At 39.8% G+C, this 21,676-nt stretch carries 10 protein-coding genes; 8 read left to right on the plus strand and 2 right to left on the minus strand.

Translation table 11 applies throughout. The annotated features are described in order from the left end of the window. The first annotated feature begins 37 nt into the window (after positions 1 to 37). Positions 38 to 784 carry an SIMPL domain-containing protein gene (locus tag IPP64_00870; protein MBL0327986.1) on the plus strand — a complete coding sequence of 249 codons (747 nt, stop codon included), beginning with the start codon at positions 38 to 40 and terminating at the stop codon, positions 782 to 784. Positions 785 to 916: 132 nt separating this feature from the next. Beyond that, positions 917 to 7,984: a PKD domain-containing protein gene (locus tag IPP64_00875; protein ID MBL0327987.1), complete on the plus strand. Its 7,068-nt coding sequence runs from the start codon at positions 917 to 919 to the stop codon at positions 7,982 to 7,984. A gap of 49 nt (positions 7,985 to 8,033) precedes the next feature. On the opposite strand, the gene IPP64_00880 is transcribed toward IPP64_00875, so the two are convergent. Continuing rightward, on the minus strand, positions 8,034 to 8,303 hold the full coding sequence (locus IPP64_00880; GenBank protein ID MBL0327988.1) for a hypothetical protein: 270 nt from the start codon (positions 8,301 to 8,303) through the stop codon (positions 8,034 to 8,036). A 118-nt stretch (positions 8,304 to 8,421) separates the two neighbouring features. Here IPP64_00880 and IPP64_00885 point away from each other — a divergent pair, with 118 nt between their 5' ends. From IPP64_00885 to IPP64_00895, 3 genes are read left to right on the plus strand one after another with little or no spacing between them, the layout of a single operon-like run. Next, complete coding sequence (locus IPP64_00885) at positions 8,422 to 8,625, plus strand: hypothetical protein (protein MBL0327989.1); 204 nt, start codon at positions 8,422 to 8,424, stop codon at positions 8,623 to 8,625. A gap of 9 nt (positions 8,626 to 8,634) precedes the next feature. Continuing rightward, a complete protein-coding gene (locus IPP64_00890; GenBank protein MBL0327990.1) occupies positions 8,635 to 9,378 on the plus strand; it encodes a hypothetical protein in 744 nt (247 codons plus the stop codon). Further along, positions 9,371 to 9,727, plus strand: coding sequence for a T9SS type A sorting domain-containing protein (locus IPP64_00895; GenBank protein MBL0327991.1), 357 nt, complete (start codon positions 9,371 to 9,373; stop codon positions 9,725 to 9,727). Before IPP64_00890 ends, IPP64_00895 begins: the two co-directional genes overlap by 8 nt. 379 nt (positions 9,728 to 10,106) lie before the next feature. Here the strand turns inward: IPP64_00895 and IPP64_00900 are convergent, their stop codons facing one another. Continuing rightward, positions 10,107 to 11,438 (minus strand): PhoH family protein, encoded by a 1,332-nt coding sequence (locus tag IPP64_00900; GenBank protein MBL0327992.1) that lies wholly within the window; start codon positions 11,436 to 11,438, stop codon positions 10,107 to 10,109. A 456-nt stretch (positions 11,439 to 11,894) separates the two neighbouring features. On the opposite strand from IPP64_00900, the gene IPP64_00905 reads away from it, so the two are divergent. From IPP64_00905 to IPP64_00915, 3 genes are all read left to right on the plus strand, one after another. Continuing rightward, positions 11,895 to 18,683 carry a PKD domain-containing protein gene (locus IPP64_00905; GenBank protein ID MBL0327993.1) on the plus strand — a complete coding sequence of 2,263 codons (6,789 nt, stop codon included), beginning with the start codon at positions 11,895 to 11,897 and terminating at the stop codon, positions 18,681 to 18,683. A gap of 264 nt (positions 18,684 to 18,947) precedes the next feature. After that, positions 18,948 to 20,390 carry a DUF2029 domain-containing protein gene (locus IPP64_00910; protein MBL0327994.1) on the plus strand — a complete coding sequence of 481 codons (1,443 nt, stop codon included), beginning with the start codon at positions 18,948 to 18,950 and terminating at the stop codon, positions 20,388 to 20,390. A gap of 4 nt (positions 20,391 to 20,394) precedes the next feature. Next, a complete protein-coding gene (locus IPP64_00915) occupies positions 20,395 to 21,588 on the plus strand; it encodes a hypothetical protein (GenBank protein MBL0327995.1) in 1,194 nt (397 codons plus the stop codon). Positions 21,589 to 21,676 lie beyond the last annotated feature (88 nt).

Raw genomic sequence — 21,676 nt, forward strand, 5'->3', positions numbered from 1 at the left:
TAAAGTATTCACGAATTCATTTAAAAACATAATAGCCATGAGTAAAAAAACAATTCTAATTTTAGTTGCAATTTCGGCATTGGCGTTTACTACAAAAGCGCAAGACACCAAAACGGAACACAGTATCAAAGTGATTGGAACAGCAGAGATGGAAATCGTTCCGGATGAAATATACATGTCGGTTACATTGAGAGAATATACCAAAGACAAAAAGAAATTTACAATAGAGGAACTGGAAAAAAATTTGGTAAACTTTATTGAAAAAGTAACAGTTACGGACAAGAAAGATATCAAAATGGACAACATGAGTGCATATGTGTTGAGCATGAAGCGCAAGAACAAAGATGAAATAATTTCAAAAAGTTATGATGTTAAATTTAAAAATTCGCAACAAGTCTATATGCTTTATTCGGCAATGGATTCATTAGGAATAAGCAAAGCTTTTGTAAGTAAGTATTCACATAGTAAAATGGATGAATACAAAAAGGAAATCAAAATAAAAGCGATAAAGGCAGCAAGAGAGAAAGCAAATTATTTGCTGGAAGCGATTGGTGAAAAAGCTGGAAAGGCGATCTTTGTTGAAGAGAAGACAGGTTTTGTTACTGTGGATGATGGAACGCGCAACGGAAGAGATTATATTAATAATTATTCAAGCATGTCAAATTCGCTTGTACAAACGCGTTATATGATTGGAAGTGGAGATGAGAGTGGATCAGACAATACCATCGGTGATAAAACCATAAAACTGAATTATGTCATAAATGCTGAATTTGCCATTCAGTAATACTATTTTTATTCAATAAAATTTCTATATTTGATAATGCTTTTGTATCAATCATTAACAGATTGATACAAAGGTTTTTTTGTCGCTTTTGAATGCAACTAAAAAGCGATAAAAAACATCTGAATATAGCGCATGCTCCCAACAGCAAAAAACATACTCCCAGAAGGGCTTAAATCCCTAACAACACTGCTTTGTATTGTTGCCTTTGTTTTTTTATCTAAAACAACAAAAGCGGATTGTCCGGGAATTGTTACCTCTTTCACAACTTCTCAAGTTCTTATTTGCGGTCCTGGACCCAATGTCATTAGTTTTACAAATACGAGTACGGGTGTTGATGCGGCAGGAGCAAATTACTTTTGGTATTTGAATGGGACATTTTTCGACACCTCCAGCGGATTGTCTGCTCCCAATACTTCTACCATATCACTAGTCGGAACATACAATTACATGATGATTGCACATGGCCCTTCTGGCTGCAGAGATACAGCGATTGTACAAGTGATTATTCGTCCGATTCCAGTGGCCAATTTTACATTTACTCCCAACAATCAATGTGCGGGAACAACCATTGTATTTACGAATTCATCAACTGGAACCGGAGCCTTTACAACCTATGCCTGGAATTTTGGAGATGCAGGAACATCAACCGCAGTAAGCCCAACGCATGTCTATGCAGCAGGCGGATCATACAATGTTACATTAACCGTTACAAACGGAGCGGGTTGTGCCAGCACTTTTAATACAACAGTTACCGTGTTGCCGCGCCCAGTCGCAGCCATTTCAGGGGACGATGGCGATGGCGACACACAATATTGTTTATCGCCTGTTGACAATACCACTTCAGAAGTCGTAACGTTTTTTAATACCACAACTGGTGCGGTTTCCTATAGTTGGAACTTTGGTGATGGAAGTCCTGTTTTCACAACTGCATCATTGGCAAGTTTTACGCACACTTATAGTTCCTACGGAACTTTCACCGTTACGATGACAGCAACTGGTGCAAACGGATGTACAACAACAACAACTCTCACCGTTGTCTTTGATAAATTTGTTTCTGCATCATTTGTGGTTCCTTTGGCCGAATTCTCAGGTTGTGTGCCACATACCGTAACACCCGTTAATGCATCTCAAAATGCAAATTTATATGTTTGGAATTTTGGTGATGGAACGCCATCTGTGACAACAACAAGTCCTGTTGCACCAAGTCACGTGTATACTACTGGAGGTTCGTATACTATTTCTGTTGTGGCGTCCAATAGCTGTAACTCTTCTACTTCAACTGTAGGTCCTATCACCATTGTTGGTCCACCAATACTTAATTTCACTGCCACACCAGCACTGGGTTGCTCACCACAAACAGTAACTTTTGGAAACACTACCACAGGCGCTTCTCCAATCAATAATTTTTATTGGGATTTTGGAAATGGAAACACATTAAGTGGCGTGAAATTTCCCCCACCTCAAGTGTATTATCAAGGAACCTGGACCATCATGATGGTGTCAGGAAACGCGTGTGGTTCGGATACTATGTATCGTACGATTGTGGTGGATACAATTCCAACGGCAATCATGACCGCAACACCATTGATTGGCTGTTCTCCATTAACGGTAACCACAACGAATAGTTCTGTCGGTGGTGCATTATCCTATCAATGGTTTATTGATGGTGTATTGACATATACATCGGTGACGATACCGAATCAAATATTTACAGCGCCTGCAGGAACAACAGTTGCATTGCATACCATCCGCTTAAGAGTTTCCAATCATTGTGGTGTTGACGATACAACCGTTACCATAACGGTACATCCGCCAGTAGTCGCCACCGTTGCACCACTGGTTTCTACAATTTGTGCAGGGGGCAGTGTTACATTTACACAAGCCTCACAAGGAACATTGTTAACATATGCGTGGACATTTGGAAACGGGAATACATCCGCATCTGCAACTCCTCCGGCACAAACGTATCCTACAGCCGGGACATACAATGTGTTGTTAACTGTTACCGGATTTTGTGGAACAGATACCGCCTCTGCAATTGTTGTGGTGAACCCTATTCCGGTGGCTCCAACAGCATTGGGTGCAAATATTTGTTCGGGCACAAATACAACATTAACAGCTACCGCTCCAGGTGGAACCTATCAATGGTATTCGGCACCGGTTGCCGGAACACTTTTACAAACGGGCGCCAGTTATACCACACCAGTTTTGGCAGCTTCAACAACCTACTATGTTCAAACAACAGTTTTAGGTTGTGTGAGTCCAATGACAACAGTTCCTGTTGTTGTAACCCCAACACCGGTTGCGCCAACAGCAATTGGAACAACCATTTGTGCAGGCGATTCTGCAACACTCACCGCAACTGCTCCGGGTGGTTCCTATCAATGGTACAATGCGGCTGTTGGTGGAACGCTTTTAGGAACAGGAGCTTCTTTTAACACTCCGCCACTAGTGGTTACCACGACCTATTTTGTTCAAACAACAGTTGCCGGATGTACAAGTCCGCGAACAATTGTTACGGTGATTGTAACTCCTACTCCTGCGGCACCTACAGTTACCCCGATAAATATTTGTACAGGGAACACAGCAACGCTTACTGCCACTGCTCCAGGGGGAACATATGAATGGTTTGATGCCCCGGTTGCCGGAACACTATTAAACACAGGCGCTTCCTACACCACTCCGATATTAACCTCCACAACAACGTATTATGTGCAAACAACCATATCAGGTTGTATTAGTCCGTTAACACCGGTTATCGTTACAGTAAACCCGATGCCAATTGCAGATATTGTTCCTGATGTGAATGCCGGTTGTGCCGGTTTGCAAGTAACATTTAACAACAATTCTACTTTAGGTGGGACTTATAATTGGACATTCAACGGTGCTACACCGGCCTCATCTACACTTTATTCCCCACCGGTTATTACTTTTAATACTTCCGGAAATCAACTGGTGTATGTAGTTGTGAATGTGCTGGGCTGTATTACAAATGATACAGCGTTTATCAACATAGCTCCATTACCAACTCCGAGTTTTACTGCAACTCCCGTTTCCGGATGCTCACCGGTTACTACCGTGTTTAATAATACCAGCGGTGTTACTGCCGGTGATACGTATTTGTGGACGTTTGATAATGGTGCAACTTCTACACTTTTTAATCCGCCATCACAAACATATACTGCAACAACAATTGATAGTTTGTATGTTGTTCAATTAGTAATTTCTGCTGCAAATGGTTGTCAGGATAGTGTTTCCCAAACCATTACAGTTCACGCGAATCCGGTTGCTAATTTTAGTGTCAGCAACGATACTGTTTGTGCGAACACCAGCATTTCTTATTTTAATACATCAACCGGAGCAACAACATATCAATGGAGTTTTGGTGATGCAACTACAAGTACAACAACAAATCCAACACATACGTTTCCAATACCAAATACTTATACAACCCAACTCATTGCATCTTCCGCATTCGGATGTTTGGATACCACACAATTATTAATTGTGGTAGATACCGTTCCTGTTGCAGCATTTACAAATACAACAGAATGTTTAGGCTTTGCAACACAGTTTACAAACACATCCATTGGAAGTATTGTATCATGGAGCTGGAACTTTGGAGACGGTTCTCCTATTGTAGCAACGGCCAACCCAGCGCATACATATCCGTCTAACGGAACATACAATGTTACACTAACGGTGACAAATGTTTTTGGTTGTACACATTCAATCACGCAAGCGGTTGTTGTGAATGCTGTTCCTGTGGCTGCATTTAGTAATACAACAGTTTGTTTGGGTCAACCAACAGCGTTTACAGATTTAACAAGCGGCACTCCCATTAATTGGATTTGGAATTTTGGTGATGCTTCTCCGATAAGCAATACACAGCATCCAACGCATATATATGCGACAGCCGGAACATTTAACGTTACATTAATTTCTTTCGGAGGAAGCGGTTGTTCGGATACCATTACAAATGTGGTTACTGTCAATCCTGTTCCAACAGCAAACTTCAATTTTGCATCGGTTTGTACGAACGATACCATGTTTTTTAACAGCACATCCATTGGAACACCAGATACATTTGTTTGGAATTTTGGCGATGGCTTTTCTGACAACACCAACAACCCTTCACCAACACATGTATATACAACTGCAGGAACGTATAATGTTACGCTCACTGTCGGATATGCCGCTACAGGATGTACCAATGCGCTTACCATTCCTGTCACTGCCTTTCCACTTACTGTTCCAAATTTTACAAGCACTACGCCTTGTTTAAATGTTTCAACAAGCTTTACAGATTTGACCACAAATTCTCCAACACAATGGAATTGGAATTTCGGAGACGGAAATACGAGTGCCTTGCAGAACCCAACGCATGTATACGCAGCAGCAGGAACCTATGCCGTTGCATTGCTTACACAAAACGTATTTGGTTGTCAGGACTCCATAACAATTAGTACCATTGTCAATCCACTGCCAGTATCAGCATTTGTCTTTGATACAGTTTGCGAAGGAGCAATAACAACATTTACAGATCAATCCACAGCAGCAGTTTCTTGGGCATGGGATTTTGGTGATGGAATAACAAGTACAAGCAATTCGCCAACACATATTTATCCTGCTGCAGCAACATACAACGTTACTTTAATCGTAACAAATATGTTTGGATGCACTGATACCATCACGCATTCGATTATCGTAAATCCGAATCCTGTTTCATCGTATACGGCAACAACAGCATGCCATACCTATCCAACCGTTTTTACAGATTTATCTACTGCTGCTGTTTCGTGGAGTTGGGATTTTGGTGATGCGACTGCGGCAAACACAAATCAATCGCCAGCGTATACGTATACAAACCCCGGGAATTACACTGTAACATTGCTTGTTACAAACAGTTTTGGTTGTACCAATTCGTCTTCGCAAACAATAACTGTATTGCAACAACCACAAGCTGATTTTACATTTAGCACAGTATGTGCACGACAATCCGTTTTGTTTACTGATGCAACCGTTGGCCCTTTAATGACAAACTGGAGCTGGGATTTTGGTGATGGTTCACCAATCAACAACTTACAAAATCCAACACATATCTATTCACTTGGTGGAACGTATAATGTGACCTTAATTGTTGGAAATGCATCCGGTTGTTTGGATACAGTTGTACAATCAATACTTGTAAACACCGTTCCAACACCATTGTTTACAGCCAATGTAAGCTGTCAAGGAACCATCACATCGTTTACAGATTTATCAACCGATGCCGTTGCAATTGCATCCTGGTTTTATGATTTTGGTGATGGAAATAATTCCGTATCACAAAATCCGAACTATATTTATGCTGCTGCAGGCACTTACAATGTTTCGTTAACGGTTGCAAACATTAATGGTTGTGATAGCACATTTACAATGCCAATAACAGTGAATGTAATGCCGGTAGCAAACTATTCTGTCGACACCGTTTGTATTGGAACGCCAACCACTTTTACAGATCTTTCAACAGGAAGTCCAACAGCGTGGACTTGGGATTTTGGTGACGGCACAACAAGCACAACCGGTCCTGTTACAACACATGTATACGCAACAGCAGGTTCATTCATTACTACTTTATCCGTTTCCAGTGGAGTAGGTTGTGCAGATGCAACTTTCCAAATTGTTGTGGTGAGAAGTGATGTACAGGCAGATATTGCAGCAAACAACAGTGCATGTGTAAATGAATTGGTTGCCATTAACGATAACTCTGTAATTACATCTGGATTTATTTTGTCGGATACCTGGGATTTTGGTGACGGCTCTCCTATTGCAAACACATTAAACACCACGCATGTATACACAACACCTGGAACTTATATCATCACACATGTGGTTATTTCGGATGGCGGTTGTGCAAGCACAGCTATAGATACCATTGTTGTCAACCCATTGCCGGTGGCAAGCTTTACATCCGCTAACACATGCCAAATTCAGCCAAGTATTTTTACTGATAGTTCAACCGGTGGTGTAACAGCATGGGATTGGGATTTTGGTGATGCGACAACCAGCGCGCTTCAAAATCCTACACATCCATATGCAACAAACGGGGCGTATAACGTTACATTAATTGTGAATACTGCTGCTGGTTGTGCAGATACAACAAATCAATTGATAACCGTTTACGGACAACCGAATGCATCCTTTACCAGCAATGTTGTTTGTTGGGGTGATACCACCACTTTTGTAAATACCTCTACCACTACTGATGGCGTTATCGTTTCCACATGGTGGGATTTTGGTGATGGAAGTACGTCTACAATCTATAATCCGGATCATGTTTTAGGAACAACAACAAATACATTTAATGTGACATTGGCCATTGTGACCAGTTACGGTTGTGTGGATACTGTTACACAAATTGTAACAACACATCCTCTTCCTGTTTTTGATTTTGGCCCAGCAGCTACAAGTGGTTGTGTGGAATTTACAACTCAATTTACAGACAATACAACGGTCAGCGGTGGTACGATTGTTAATTGGTTATGGGACTTTGGCGATGGAAATTTTACATTCTCTCAAAACCCAATTCATACCTACGATGTGGCCGGAAACTATTATGTTGGATTAACAGTAACCTCTTCCTATGGTTGTGTGATGAGCGATACACTCAATTTCCCAATTGTAGTTTATCCGGTTCCCGTTGCGGAGTTTTCAGCAAGTCCATGGCAAGCATCTATCTATGAACCAAACATTCAGCTTACCGATTTGTCTTCCGGTGCAACGCTCTGGGATTGGAACTTAGGTGACAACGAAACGAGCATCGATCAAAATCCGTATCATGTTTATCCTGATACTGGAACGTATACCATCACCCAAATTGCAATCAATCAATATGGTTGTACAGATACAGCAGAACACGATATTCATATTTATGGGGAAACAACAACCTACATCCCGAATGCATTCACTCCGAATAACAATGGATTAAATGATGTGTTTGCACCGAAAATGTATGGAGTTTTAGAATTTAAAATGTTCATTTTCGACCGATGGGGCAATGAAATTTTTAGGACAGAAGACATGAACGAAGGCTGGAACGGACGTGTAAAAGGTGTTGGTGAAATCGTTCAGCAAGATGTTTATGTATACAAGATATTTACAAAAGATTTGCTACGGAACGACCACAGCTACATAGGAAGTGTGACAATTGTAAAGTAAAATAAAAATCCCCACTCGAAAGGAGTAGGGATTTTTTTATAGGATTGAATTATTTTTTTCTTCTTCTTTTTCCTTTTCCGGGAGAGTTGCTAAACCCATCACCATCCACTTTGTATTCTTTTTTCTTTCTTCTGTTGTAAGCTGTTCCGTTGTGTTTCATCTTCGGGTCTCTCTTCCGTCTTTCAAAGTGGCGCATTTGTCCACGCGGCTTTACTTTCGACTCCGAACCTCTTTCCGCTCCACCTTTTCCCGCGGCCTGAGAGTAACCAACCGTGCTTAACCCGAAACACACTAAAAGTAAAAAGATTAATTTTTTCATTATCTACAAAAATGTTTTGAATGTATGTTAACGACAAATATAATTATTAGTTTCAATTTTATTTCATTAGCTGATAAAAATATGTAATTTAGTGAATAATTAATAATTTATTTATCAAATGAAAAGAATTGTCCTTGTCCTATTTTCAATCACAGCACTTACATTTGCTGCTTGTTCAAGTTCCGACAAAAAAGCGGAAACACCTACAGAAGTTGCTGCAGAACAATACCAATGTCCGATGAAATGCACCGAGGAAGTGTTTGACAAACCGGGAACCTGCTCCGTTTGTGGAATGGAATTGGAAAAAATCACTAAAAGCTAAAAATCAACGATGAAAAAAATAGTTATTATCCTTTCTGCCGTATGTTTTACTGTGGCAGCTTTTGCACAATCATACAACAGCCCCGAAAGTATTGAATTTGATTATGCCAACAACCGTTGGTTCATCGCCAACAATGGCGGGAATAATATTCTTACTCGAAGCAGTGCAACAGGTGCCTTGGCCATTTTTGCCTCCACTGGATTTTCAGGTGGCGGTCCTCATGGACTAGAGATTGTAAATGACACCTTATATGCTTGTGCAGGTGGAAGTATCAGAGCTTACAACATAAATACAGCAGCATTGGTTTTTTCTACCAGTTTAGGAGCAAGTTTTTTGAATGGGATCACACACGATGCAACCGGAAACTTATACATTACCGATTATAGCGGAAACAAAATTTATCGCTTCAATACCAACACACGACAATTCAATGCATTTGTTTCTACAGGATTGTCGAGCCCCAACGGAATTATTTTTGATCAACCCAACAACCGCTGTGTATTTGTGCAGTGGACGGGTGCAATCAAAGCGGTTTCCCTAAGTGATTCGAGTGTTACAACACTTGTTGCTTCTTCAGGATTGAGCAGCGTAGACGGCATTACAAAAGATGGTGCAGGAAATTATTATTTGTCTTCTTGGAGCCCAACACGAATTACACGTTATAACAATACTTTTACAACACCTACAACTGCAGTAGGGACAGGGTTGGGATTGAGCAGCCCGGCAGATATTTTTTTACAATGTATTGACTGACACGTTGGGCGTTCCTAATTCTGGTAGCGGTAACAATACAACATACTATTATTTTGGAACAACAACTTCCATAAGTGAATCTTCAACAGATGTATTTCAATTTTCTGTATCTCCAAACCCGATTTCAAAAACAGCTGAAATAAAATACCAAATTGCGGAAGAAGGAAACGTGAAAGTTGAACTGTTTGACATCACAGGAAAATGGATTAAAACAATTGTAAATGAAAATCAATCAAAAGGTTATCACGTGATAAGCTTTGATAAATCGAGCTTCTCTGCAGGAAACTATTTCTTCACGATTTCAAATGGAAGTGGAACGGAAACAAAAAAGGTTGTGATTGTAGAGTAATTAAAAACGCATATAAAGTAAAAGCCCCGAGAGTTTCTCTCGGGGCTTTTTATTTTAAGTTGTACCACTTGGCTAAACCCTTAATAACGAAGATTAAATTTGTGTAATAATGGGACAAGGCGACTTTTTTCTAACTTATTAGTATGAATCAACAAAGTAATACAATATATAAAACGGATAAATGAAAAAAAGAGAAATAGTGAAAGTAAGTTTTTGGGGATTTAAGTTCGAATGTGAAGAGCCAACAACTAAAACGTTAATAATTCTAATTATGATATTGATGTTTTTGGGACTGGTATTTTATAACATTTAAAGCCCTGCTAATTTCGAAGCAGGGCTTTAAAAAAATATTAGTGAAAATCTGTGTAATCTGTGGCCTTTACAAAAACTCATTTGCCAAATTGGCCAATTCTGAACGTTCACCTTTTTCCAACGTAATGTGTGCATACAATGATTGATTTTTCAATTTATCAATCAAGTACGACAAGCCATTACTTTGTGTATCCAAATACGGAGTATCAATTTGGTGAATATCACCGGTGAAAATCATCTTGGTGTTTTCTCCAGCACGTGAAATAATTGTTTTTACTTCATGTGGCGTTAGGTTTTGCGCCTCATCTACAATAAAAAACACATCGGATAAACTTCTTCCACGGATGTAGGCAAGCGGACAAACAATCAACTTCTCATGTTCTACCATCTCGGTAATTTGTTTGAACTCTTTATCTTTTTCAGTAAACTGATTTTTGATAAATTTCAAATTGTCCCACAACGGCTCCATATAAGGATTCAGCTTCGATTTAATATCACCCGGTAAATATCCAATGTCTTTATTGCTCAAAGGAACAATTGGGCGCGCCAAATAAATTTGGTGAAATGTTCTGCGTTGCTCTAATGCTCCGGCTAAGGATAATAATGTTTTTCCTGTACCAGCAACACCTTGAATGGAAACCAATTTTATTTCTGGATTCATAATTGCATCCAATGCAAATGCTTGTTCGGCATTGCGTGGATTCACTCCGAATGCAGTTACTTTTTTAACACGCTCCAATGTATCCTTACTTGGATTATAAGATGCAAGGACAGATTTTGTTCCGTTTTTTAGAACATAAAAATGGTTAGATGCCGGTTTGTTTTTCTTTAGCAATGCGCTCGGATCACAAAACCCTTTTTCGTAAATTTCATTGATCACTTCTGTAGATACCTTTTGAATTTCACTTCTTCCGGTATACAGTTGTTCGTTAACATCTTTGATTTTTCCTGTTTCATAATCTTCTGCAATGAGTCCGAGAGACTTTGCTTTAATACGAAGATTGATGTCTTTGGTAACCATCACTACTTTTCTGTTCGGGTATTGTTCCGAAACAAATAAAGCAGTATTTAAAATGCGATGATCTGCTTTGCGTTCACCAAAAACGCGCTCTGCATCGGTTTTAGAATCCTGATGCATTTCAATTTTTATCATCCCATGGCCTTTGCCATTGATGTTTATCCAATCTTGGAGGATAATGCCGTTCGAAATTTTATCGATGTATCGAGTAAATTCTCGTGCTGCGTAATTTTTTGTGTCGTTACCTTTTTTGAAGTTGTCCAATTCTTCTAACACGGTAATTGGAATCACCACATCATGTTCTTTGAAACTTTTAGCGGCCATGTGGTCGTAGATAATGACAGACGTATCAAGAACGAAAATTTTTTTCTCTTTCACCATAAACAGAACGATTTTATAGGTTGATATTCGACAAACTATACATTTTCAATATGACCTCTGTGGTTATACTCGAGAAAAGCGGTTTAGTTTCGCCATAAAACTATAAAACAAAAACGGCTATTTTATCGCTTTGTGATAAAGTAATGAACATACAATTGTTAAACTTATTTTTTAGTTGGCTTATTCACAAGTTCATAAAAATAAAAAAAGGTGTTGGCGATTTGTCCTGTTTTCCTTTCATAGCAATTGGTTTGGTTATAGAAAGTGGCATCGACTTCAAATAATTTGTTCATTTTGGGTTTGCAATCAGCAGCCTCTGGATATACATTTGGTTCTAGTCAAAAAAAGTTTAACCGCTTTTTAATAATGGTTCATCTAAAACCAGTTTAAATACTTGTTTTTATGAAAATTATCGACTATGTTCGTTAAAGTAAAATCTCTCTAAACTAAATTAAAATGAAAAAAAGAATACTTTTTTCTTCATTGGCTGTGCTTGCAATGTCCGTAAATACAGCGTTTTCCCAAACCTGGGTAGAAAAAATGCAAGATCCGAACGTGAATTTTTATGACGTTCAACAAGCCTTCAACGATTATTATAAAGACTACGAGTCGAAGTTTAAACAGAACGAAAAACTCAAAGCTGCCGGCAGAGCAAAATTGCCTGCAACACCAACACCTTTTATTCCCAATAAAGGTGGTGTTTCTACAACCGCTACTCCAGTTCCTGATGCGTTAGAAAAAGGAAAAATGACTGGAGGCTGGAAAGCCTATAAGCGTTGGGAAAATTACATGGAACAACGTTTATATCCTTCTGGTGATCGTTCGGTAATGACGAATGCATGGAATGAATATCTAGATAATTATTATGCAGGTGCCGCTGGAGGAACAAGAGCTGCCGGACCGAGCACACCAACAACGATGGCTGCAAACTGGACACTTTTGGGTCCTACTACCAGTATTCCTTCCGGTGGAGGTGGAGCCGGTCGTGTAAACTTTGTTCGTTTTGACCCAACAGCTTCTACAACTATTTATGTGGGTTCACCGGGCGGTGGACTTTGGAAATCTACCAACAGCGGAACAACCTGGACCACACAAACCGACCAGTTAGCTGTTATCGGAACAACCGATTTAGCAATTCACCCAACCAACCCATTGATTCAATATTTGGCAACTGGTGATGGTGAAGCGCAAGACACTTACTCTATCGGAGTTTTGAAAACAACTGATGGCGGAACCACATGGGTGCCAACCGGTTTATCATGGTTAATTACACAAGGTAGAACGATCAGTCGATTATTAATAAACCCACAAAACCCAAATACCCTTTTTGCTGCAACAAGCAATGGTGTGTATCGCACACGCAATGCTGGAGCTACATGGACACAAATTGCTTCCGCAGTGGCGAATATGAAAGACATTGAGTACCGCCCCGGTGATACAACAATTGTTTATGCAACGTCTACTACTCAGTTTTATAGATCTACTACTGCCGGAACAACCTTTGTAACCACATCCACAGGCTTGCCTGCTACAGGTGCAGTTTCTCGTTTGTCGGTTGCTGTTACTGCTGCAAACTCAGCCTACGTATATGTTTTGGCTGCTAATACAGCTTACGGCTTTCAAGGATTATACCGCTCTACAGATAATGGTGCAACGTTTACTACACGCTCTACTACTCCAAATGTGTTGGGTTATAACAGTACGGGTTCTGATGCCGGTGGACAAGGTTGGTACGATTTATCATTGGCCGTTTCTCCTTTAAATGCGGATCATGTATTGGTTGGCGGAGTTAATATTTGGCGCTCAACAAATGGCGGAACCGCTTGGACAATCAATGCGCATTGGACAGGAACAGGTGCACCTTATGTACATGCTGATATCCATGCTTTGGAATATCTACCTGGAAGTGGAACAACCTACTTCTCCGGAAATGATGGTGGATTGTTTAGAACAACAACCAGCGGAACGGCTTGGACAGATTTAAGTAATGGATTACAAATTTCTCAAATTTATCGTATCGGATTATCTACGACTAACCAAAATTTATTATTGTCCGGTTGGCAAGATAACGGAACCAACAGATGGAGCGGAACACCTACATGGACAAGACCATTAGGGGGAGATGGGATGGAGTGTATCATCGATTGGTCCAATGCAAATGTTCAATACGGTGAGTTGTATTATGGAGAAATCAACAAAACCACAACTGGAGGAAATCTGACTACAAACATTGTTGCTTCTGGTGGAACTGGAGTAAATGCGGATGGTGATTGGGTAACTCCATATATTGAGGCGCCAAGTAATGCCGCAACATTATTTGTTGGAAAAGCGCAGGTTTATAAAAGTACCAATAGTGGAACAACATGGGCACAAGTCGGAACTATTACTGGTGGAACAGGAAACGTAATTGCACTTGCAAATGCAGCCTCTAACATCAATTATATCTATGCCGCTAAAATCAATAAATTTTATACCTGTACAACCGGTGCAGCATTTGTCGATAGAACTGCGGGATTGCCTGTAGCATCAGCAGCTATTTCTTATATTGCAGTTGATCCTTTAAATGCAAACAGAGTTTGGGTTACCTTCTCCGGATATTCTGCTGCCAACAAAGTATGGTACACGGCAGATGCTGGGGTTACCTGGACGAACTACTCAACTGGTTTGCCAAACCTTCCTGCAAACTGTATCGTTTATCAAGGAAGCTCTGTAAATGATCCTCTTTATGTTGGTACCGATGTTGGTGTTTATTACCGCGATAATACTTCCGGTTCTTGGGCTCCTTATAACACAGGCTTACCAAACGTTTCGGTGAGAGAATTAGAAATTCAATATACAGCTCTAAAATTAAGAGCAGCAACATATGGGCGTAGCATCTGGCAATCCGATTTAGCATCACCGGGGACATCTCCTCCAATTGCTGATTTTACTGCTAACAGAACCAATATTTGTGTGGGTGATTGCATCAACTTTACTGATATTTCATCTGGTTCTCCTACTTCATGGAGTTGGACATTCACGGGTGGAACTCCAGGAACATCTACCATACAAAACCCAACAAATATTTGTTATAACACACCCGGAACCTATGCGGTTACGCTTGTTGCAACCAATGCAAATGGTAGCGATACAGAAACAAAAACCGCTTACATTACCGTTTCTTCTCCTATCGCATTACCTTTAGTAGAAGGATTTCAAGGCGCAACATTTGTTCCTTCGGGATGGTATTTAAGCAACCCCGATCTTGATATGACATGGGCGCAATCAACAACTGTTGGTGGTTATGGTACAAGTACGAACAGTGCGGTGATGGATAACCTAACACCGGCAACAACAATTGCTGGAACCGTGGACGAGTTGTGGACACCAAAATACAATTTTACCGGAGTAAGTTCTGCTACAATGACATTTGATGTTGCTTATTGTCGCTATGATGCAACCTTCTTCGATTCATTGATTGTTTATGTTTCTACGAATTGCGGTTCTACTTGGTCGAGAGTATATGCAAAAGGGTCAACGCTTTTAGCAACAGCTCCAGATAACAATGCATCGGTATTCGTTCCTACTGCAGCACAATGGAGAACAGAAACAGTAAGTATGACGCCTTATGCCGGACAAGCAAATGTGATGGTGAAATTCCAAAACAAATCGGGCTGGGGACAAATGTTGTACTTAGATAATATTAATATTACAGGTGCCGGTGCTCCGGTTGCAAGTGTTTCAATCGCACAAACTGCCGGAACAAATCCAATGTGTGCCGGTGCTTCTGCAACATTTACAGCTACACCAACCAATGGTGGTGCAACACCAACCTATCAATGGCAAATCAATGGTGTGAATGTGGGTGGTGCAACCTCATCAACATTTACAACAACAACATTAGCGAATGGGAATATCGTAACCTGCATCATGACTTCTAGTTTAGGCGGAGTTGTGGGGAGTCCGGCTACATCTAATGCCATTACAATGACTGTAAATGCTTTACCTGCAACACCAACAATCGGTAGTAACACGCCAGTTTGTGTTGGGTCTACAATCTTGTTGACTTCAAATACCATCGCAGGCGCAACGTATGCATGGACAGGTCCGAGTGCATTTACCTCCGCATTGGAAGATCCGTCTCGTCCGACTGCTACACTTGCCATGGCTGGAACATATAGTCTGACAGTTACTGTTGGTGGCTGTACAAGTGCTGTAGCAACCACTTCGGTGGCTGTAAATGCTTTACCGGCAACTCCTACAGCCGGAAGTAATACCCCTGTTTGTGTTGGTTCAACCATTTTGTTGACATCCAACACTGTAGCGGGTGCAACGTATGCATGGACAGGTCCTGCTGCATTTACTTCTGCATTAGAAGACCCTTCTCGAACATCTGCAACAGCAGGTATGGCCGGAACATACAGTTTAACAGTGACCGTTGGCGGATGTACCAGCGCAGTAGCTACAACAACGGTAGCTGTAACTGCTGGTCCTGCAGCACCTACAGCCGGTAGCAATACCCCTGTTTGTGTTGGCTCAACTATTTTATTGACATCGAATACTGTTGCTGGTGCAACTTATAGCTGGACCGGACCGGGTGGATTTACATCCGCACTTGAAGATCCAAGTATCGCTTCTGCAACAGCAGGTATGGCTGGAACGTATAGCTTAACAGTTACCGTAGGCGGATGTACCAGTGCAGCAGCAACCACCACGGTTGCTGTGAATGCAGCTCCTGCAACACCTACTGTTGGTAGCAGTACTCCGGATTGTGTTGGTCAAACAATCAGTTTAACATCTAATACCATTGCGGGTGCAACGTATGCATGGACTGGTCCGGGTGGATTCACATCTGCCTTAGAAGATCCTACCATTCCATCAGCAACACTTGTTATGGCCGGAACGTATAGTTTAACCGTAACCGTGGGTGGTTGTGCCAGTGCAGTAGCAACTACAACAGTTGTTGTAAATGCCTTGCCGGCAGCTCCAACAGCAGGAAGTAATTCCCCTGTTTGTGTGGGTTCAACAATTTTATTAACGTCTAATACCATTGCAGGTGCAACGTATGCTTGGACAGGTCCAAGTACATTCACTTCTACTTTGGAAGATCCATCTCGTCCATCCGCTACAGCGGCTATGGCCGGAACATATAGTGTTACCGTTACAGTTGGTGGCTGTACCAGCTTGCCTGGAACAACAACAGTTGCAGTAAATACAGCTCCTGCCACACCAACAGTGGGTAGCAGCACTCCGGATTGTGTTGGTCAAACCATCAGTTTAACATCCAATACCATTGCGGGTGCAACGTATGCATGGACTGGTCCAGCTGCGTTTGCTTCTTCACTAGAAGACCCAACTCGTCCATCCGCAACACTTGCAATGGCAGGAACATACAGTTTAACAGTAACAGTAGGCGGTTGTACCAGTGCTGTGGCAACTACAACCGTTGTTGTAAATGCATTGCCTTCAACTCCTGTTCCTAGTATAAATGGAAGCACAACACCAGCTGCAATCTGTGCAGGTGGAACAATTACCTTAACAACTCCAAATCTTGGAGCCGGTTATACCTACAGCTGGACGGGCCCGAACAATTATGCAGCAGCAGTTAGAAATCCTCCTGCAATTACTGGAGCAACTACCGTAATGGGCGGAACCTATTCATTAACAGTAACGAATGGTGGCTGCTCGAGTTTGGCTGGTACAGTTACCATTGTTGTGAATCCAATCCCTGCTGCTCCTACCGCTGGAAGTAACTCTCCTGTATGTACTGGCTCAACCATTTTATTAACGTCTAATACCGTTGCAGGTGCAACATATGCATGGACAGGTCCTGCAACATTTACTTCTACAACTGAAGATCCTTCTCGTCCATCTGCAACGCTAGCGATGGCTGGAACGTATAGCGTAACAGTTACAGTTGCCGGATGTACAAGTGTTGCCGGAACAACAACGGTAGCCGTAAGTGGTAGTGTTGTGCCAACCAATGCAATTGTTGCGAGTCCGTCTGGTGCTGTTTGTGCCGGAACATCTGTTACTTTCACTGCCACTGCAGGTGGAGGTGGAACTACCCCAACGTATCAATGGCAAGTAAATGGTAGCAACGTTGGAACCGGTGGAACAATTTATACAAGCTCAACACTTGCAAGTGGGGACATCGTAACGTGTATTTTAAACTCCAGTTCGTCTTGTGCAACACCAACAACAGCGACATCCAATGCAATTACAATGACGGTTAATCCAACTGTTGTTCCTTCTGTTAGTGTTGTTGCGAGTCCGGCTGGTGCAATTTGTACAGGAACATCTGTTACATTCACTGCTACGCCTACTAATGGTGGAACAACTCCTACTTACCAATGGCAAGTAAATGGCAGTAACGTTGGAACAGGTGGAACAACCTATTCAAGTGCAGCCTTGATTAATGGTGATATTGTAACATGTATTTTAACATCTACTGCAACATGTCCTTCAACACCTACAGCAACTTCTAGTGGAATAACAATGACGGTTAACCCAACTGTTGTTCCTGCAGTAAGTATTGTTGCAAGTCCGAGTGGTGCAATTTGTTCTGGTGATGCAGTTACATTTACGGCTACTCCAACCAATGGCGGAACAACACCAACGTATCAATGGCAAGTGAATGGAAGCAACGTAGGAACAGGCGGAATAACCTATACTTCATCTGCTTTAGCAAATGGTGATATTGTAACCTGTATCGTAACATCGAATGCAACCTGTGCAAGTCCGCTTACAGCAACAAGCACAGGCATTACAATGGTTGTTAATCCAACGCCTGCAACACCAACGATTACTGTTTCTGGAACAACATTAACATCCAGTTCGCCAACAGGAAATCAATGGTACTTAAATGGAACGTTGATCGTAGGTGCGACAAACCAAAACTATACATTCACAGTAAATGGAACGTATACGGTAATCGTAACAAACGGTCCTTGTTCTTCGGTAGCTTCAGCTCCTGAAGTTATTATCAATGTAGGAATTGAGGATGCAAACAACCAATACGGCTTAAGCATCTATCCAAATCCGAACGATGGAAATTTCAATATTTCATTCAATGCGATTGAAAAATCAAATTATAAAATGGAATTGACAAATGCACTTGGACAGTTGATTTATAGAGAAGAACTGAAAGATTATTCAGGCATTTATAAAAAACAATTCAGTGTCGTTGAATACGGAAAAGGTGTTTATACCATCACTTTAACAAACGATAAACACGATGTAATTAAAAAGATCATTGTGTATTAAGATTTGATTTAATTTATTTTAAACGCCCCTGATCATTTCAGGGGCGTTTTTTGTTTTCTGATAGTAGGGATTTGCAGATGGAAAGTTTGATTGTTTAATTCTATATTTGCTACCATAAAAACGAGTATCTTGAAAATAGTAACGAATAGACTGGATAAATTTTTCCCATTTTCCATTTTTGTCATTGGATTGATTATTTCTCTTTATTGCTATAACAAACCCCTAAGTGATTTTTCAAATTATTATTTTGGTTCCAAAATATTAATGAGCGGTCAAAATGTTTGGAGTGAAATTTATGACGTTGCATCATTCAATAAAAACGTTATTAATGAAGGATTTCAAGGCTTGTTTTTGAGCCACACCAGCGTCCCACCGCAATCCCTTTTATTTTATACCCCTTTTTCTTTGATCGACAACCCTTATCTTTCAAAGTTTATCTTTAACATCCTTGGAGTTTGTATTTTTTCTTTTGTTATTTTTTTATTGCAAACCAAAGGGAAACTAATACTAAATCACAAATGGATTTTGCTCCTTTTTTTTATAATACCATTGTATTATAATTTACTTTTTGGCCAAACCTACCTCTACATTGCTACTGTGTTTCTTGTTTTGATCCATGCCTCCAACAGATGGATGCACCTCACGGCAATTTTATTATCAATCAGCATATCAATAAAAATTACTCCAATTGTTTTTTTGCTCTACTATTTTTTAAAAAAGCAGTATCGTATTGTTTTCTATACGTTAGGGTATTGTGTCGTTATATTTGTTTTTTCATGGTTTGTTGTCGGGGAAGAAACAATGTATAATTTTTTCAAGTATATTCTCCCGAAATTATTGGATGGTTATGTAAACGATCCTTTTTCTTCTTCTTATCATAATGTGATCACCATATTGAGAGACTGTTTTCTCTATGATGAAATATTAAATCCTTCTGTTTACACATCGTTAACAGCTTCAATGATTGGCTTAATAAATGCCATCATATGTGGGATTGTATTACTTGTGACATTGCAATCCTTAAATTCAGAGAAAATTTCAAAATCAAATGCATTTATTGTGCTTATTGTGTTAATGAATATTATTTCTGGTTATACATCCACTTACTCTTTGCTTATTATGTTCCCTGCGATTTTATTCAACCAAGAAAGGAAGTCATCTTTGTTTTATATTCTATTAGCACTTATTTGTTTTCTGCCCCCTCGGATGATGGATGATGTTGGACCACTATTAGCACATTATAAATTGTATTTGTTTTTCGGCCTATTCTTAGTATTAATTTCCGAAGATTGGGTTCTTCGAATTTCAATGGATTCTTGGCTTGTTTTATCCGTGTTTACAGTTCTTTCAATTGTTAAAATTGCTGTATCAAATCAACGGCCAACGTTTTTATATTATCAACCGAAAGTCTTGAACGAACATTTTATTGTAGATGCAACAATTTCAAATGCGCAGCTGAGTTATGTTTTTTATAATTACAGTGGATACAATGAAAAGGTTTTAATTGACTCCAATCTAAAAGATAATTGCAGTGATTATTTAAGCGAAATTTACAAAACAAGTTTATTTTTGAAGGATGGAACTCAAATTAAATTGATCGGTTGCTTTGGAGATACTGTAGTCGTTTTGTCAGACTATAACAGAGGACCAGGGTTGTATAATTTGTTTAAAGTTCAGAAAAAGGAGTATCAAAAATTGATTCACTAGTTTGATGTTTACGTATAAAAGGAAACGGTTAGGAAATAATAGCAAAGCAGTCCTTATCATCGTATTTATTTTATTTGCTGCAATTGTTTTTCAATCAAGTGATGGAAATTCAAATGAACCGACTTCTAAAATATCGATTAGGTTAAAATGGAATAAAGCCTATCCTAAAGAAAGTTATGGTAATGTTAGAACAGGAATGTTGTGGTCATTCTCTTTTTTAGGAGCACATTTACCGAAAGGGTGTTATGACAAAGCTATTCTAACAAAAGACAGTAGTCTATTTGAAATTAAAATAGATGAATTAGGGTTTTCGGAAAATGCAAAACAAGCACTTGCTGTAATCTGTGATAGTATAAAAAAAACAGATTCATACCGGAAAAATAACTCAATTGATTTATCGCGCTTTTTTGTATTAACCTTGCACTCTTCCTGGCATTATTATAAGATTACAGGCGTGTTTAATTCATTGACGGAGTTCAATAAGCACTACAAAATGGGGGATGCTAAGAATTTTGGTGTTACAAAGTCAATGGTCTCCCACCATGATAGACTAATCAGGATAAAAGCGAATAAAAAAATTTTAAACACGGCTTTTGTTGCTGTTGAAGGGGGTGGGTCTTTGCAAGAAAGTACTTTTGATCCTCAAGCTTATGAAACAATGGACATAATGCCAAATGGACAACTGAGGTTTGCTGTTTATAACCGCCAAGGAAATCTTATTCCTTCTTCCCCTCAGTCGCATGGAGAGGCAGGAAAACCTAGCAAATGTATCTGGTGTCATGAACTTATGATACAACCACTGTTTAAAGAAAATGTTGCTATACCATCGATGATGAGTAATGAAGAGTTTGGACGACTGCAACAACAATTGCAAAACAAATTAAGTAATTACAGAAAAACACTTCATACGGAGATTGATTACACCAAATTGCAAGATCACACCTATTTGGAATTACTTTATATTAGTTTTATGGAACCGAATACAGAGCGAATTCGAAATGAGTTTCCTGAAATGAATAATGAACAGCTTGCAATTATTAAAAAAATGAATGCACACACCTGTCATGAATTCCCTTATATAGGCACAGAGCTTTATCATAGATATTATATTGATAGTATTATGAATATAAATGCTCTTAAGGTTCCTTTTTCTGTAAGGGAGGAAATTGGGATGGAGATGAACTATTTTATCGAATGAAATGATACAACGCATTAAAAGTCAATTTTATTATTTTTCCAATCTTTCCGAAATAGAGCATCGGAATTTTGGTCTTGATGTGATGCGT

The organism is Bacteroidota bacterium, assembly GCA_016722565.1.
In the GTDB taxonomy this organism is placed as follows: Bacteria; Bacteroidota; Bacteroidia; order 2-12-FULL-35-15; family 2-12-FULL-35-15; genus 2-12-FULL-35-15.

Coding starts and splice junctions, on each gene's coding strand:
- IPP64_00870 (MBL0327986.1), top strand. CDS start 38: ATGAGTAAAAAAACAATTCTAATTTTAGTTGCAATTTCGGCATTGGCG.
- IPP64_00875 (MBL0327987.1), top strand. CDS start 917: ATGCTCCCAACAGCAAAAAACATACTCCCAGAAGGGCTTAAATCCCTA.
- IPP64_00880 (MBL0327988.1), bottom strand. CDS start 8,303: ATGAAAAAATTAATCTTTTTACTTTTAGTGTGTTTCGGGTTAAGCACG.
- IPP64_00885 (MBL0327989.1), top strand. CDS start 8,422: ATGAAAAGAATTGTCCTTGTCCTATTTTCAATCACAGCACTTACATTT.
- IPP64_00890 (MBL0327990.1), top strand. CDS start 8,635: ATGAAAAAAATAGTTATTATCCTTTCTGCCGTATGTTTTACTGTGGCA.
- IPP64_00900 (MBL0327992.1), bottom strand. CDS start 11,438: ATGGTGAAAGAGAAAAAAATTTTCGTTCTTGATACGTCTGTCATTATC.
- IPP64_00905 (MBL0327993.1), top strand. CDS start 11,895: ATGAAAAAAAGAATACTTTTTTCTTCATTGGCTGTGCTTGCAATGTCC.
- IPP64_00910 (MBL0327994.1), top strand. CDS start 18,948: ATGAGCGGTCAAAATGTTTGGAGTGAAATTTATGACGTTGCATCATTC.
- IPP64_00915 (MBL0327995.1), top strand. CDS start 20,395: ATGTTTACGTATAAAAGGAAACGGTTAGGAAATAATAGCAAAGCAGTC.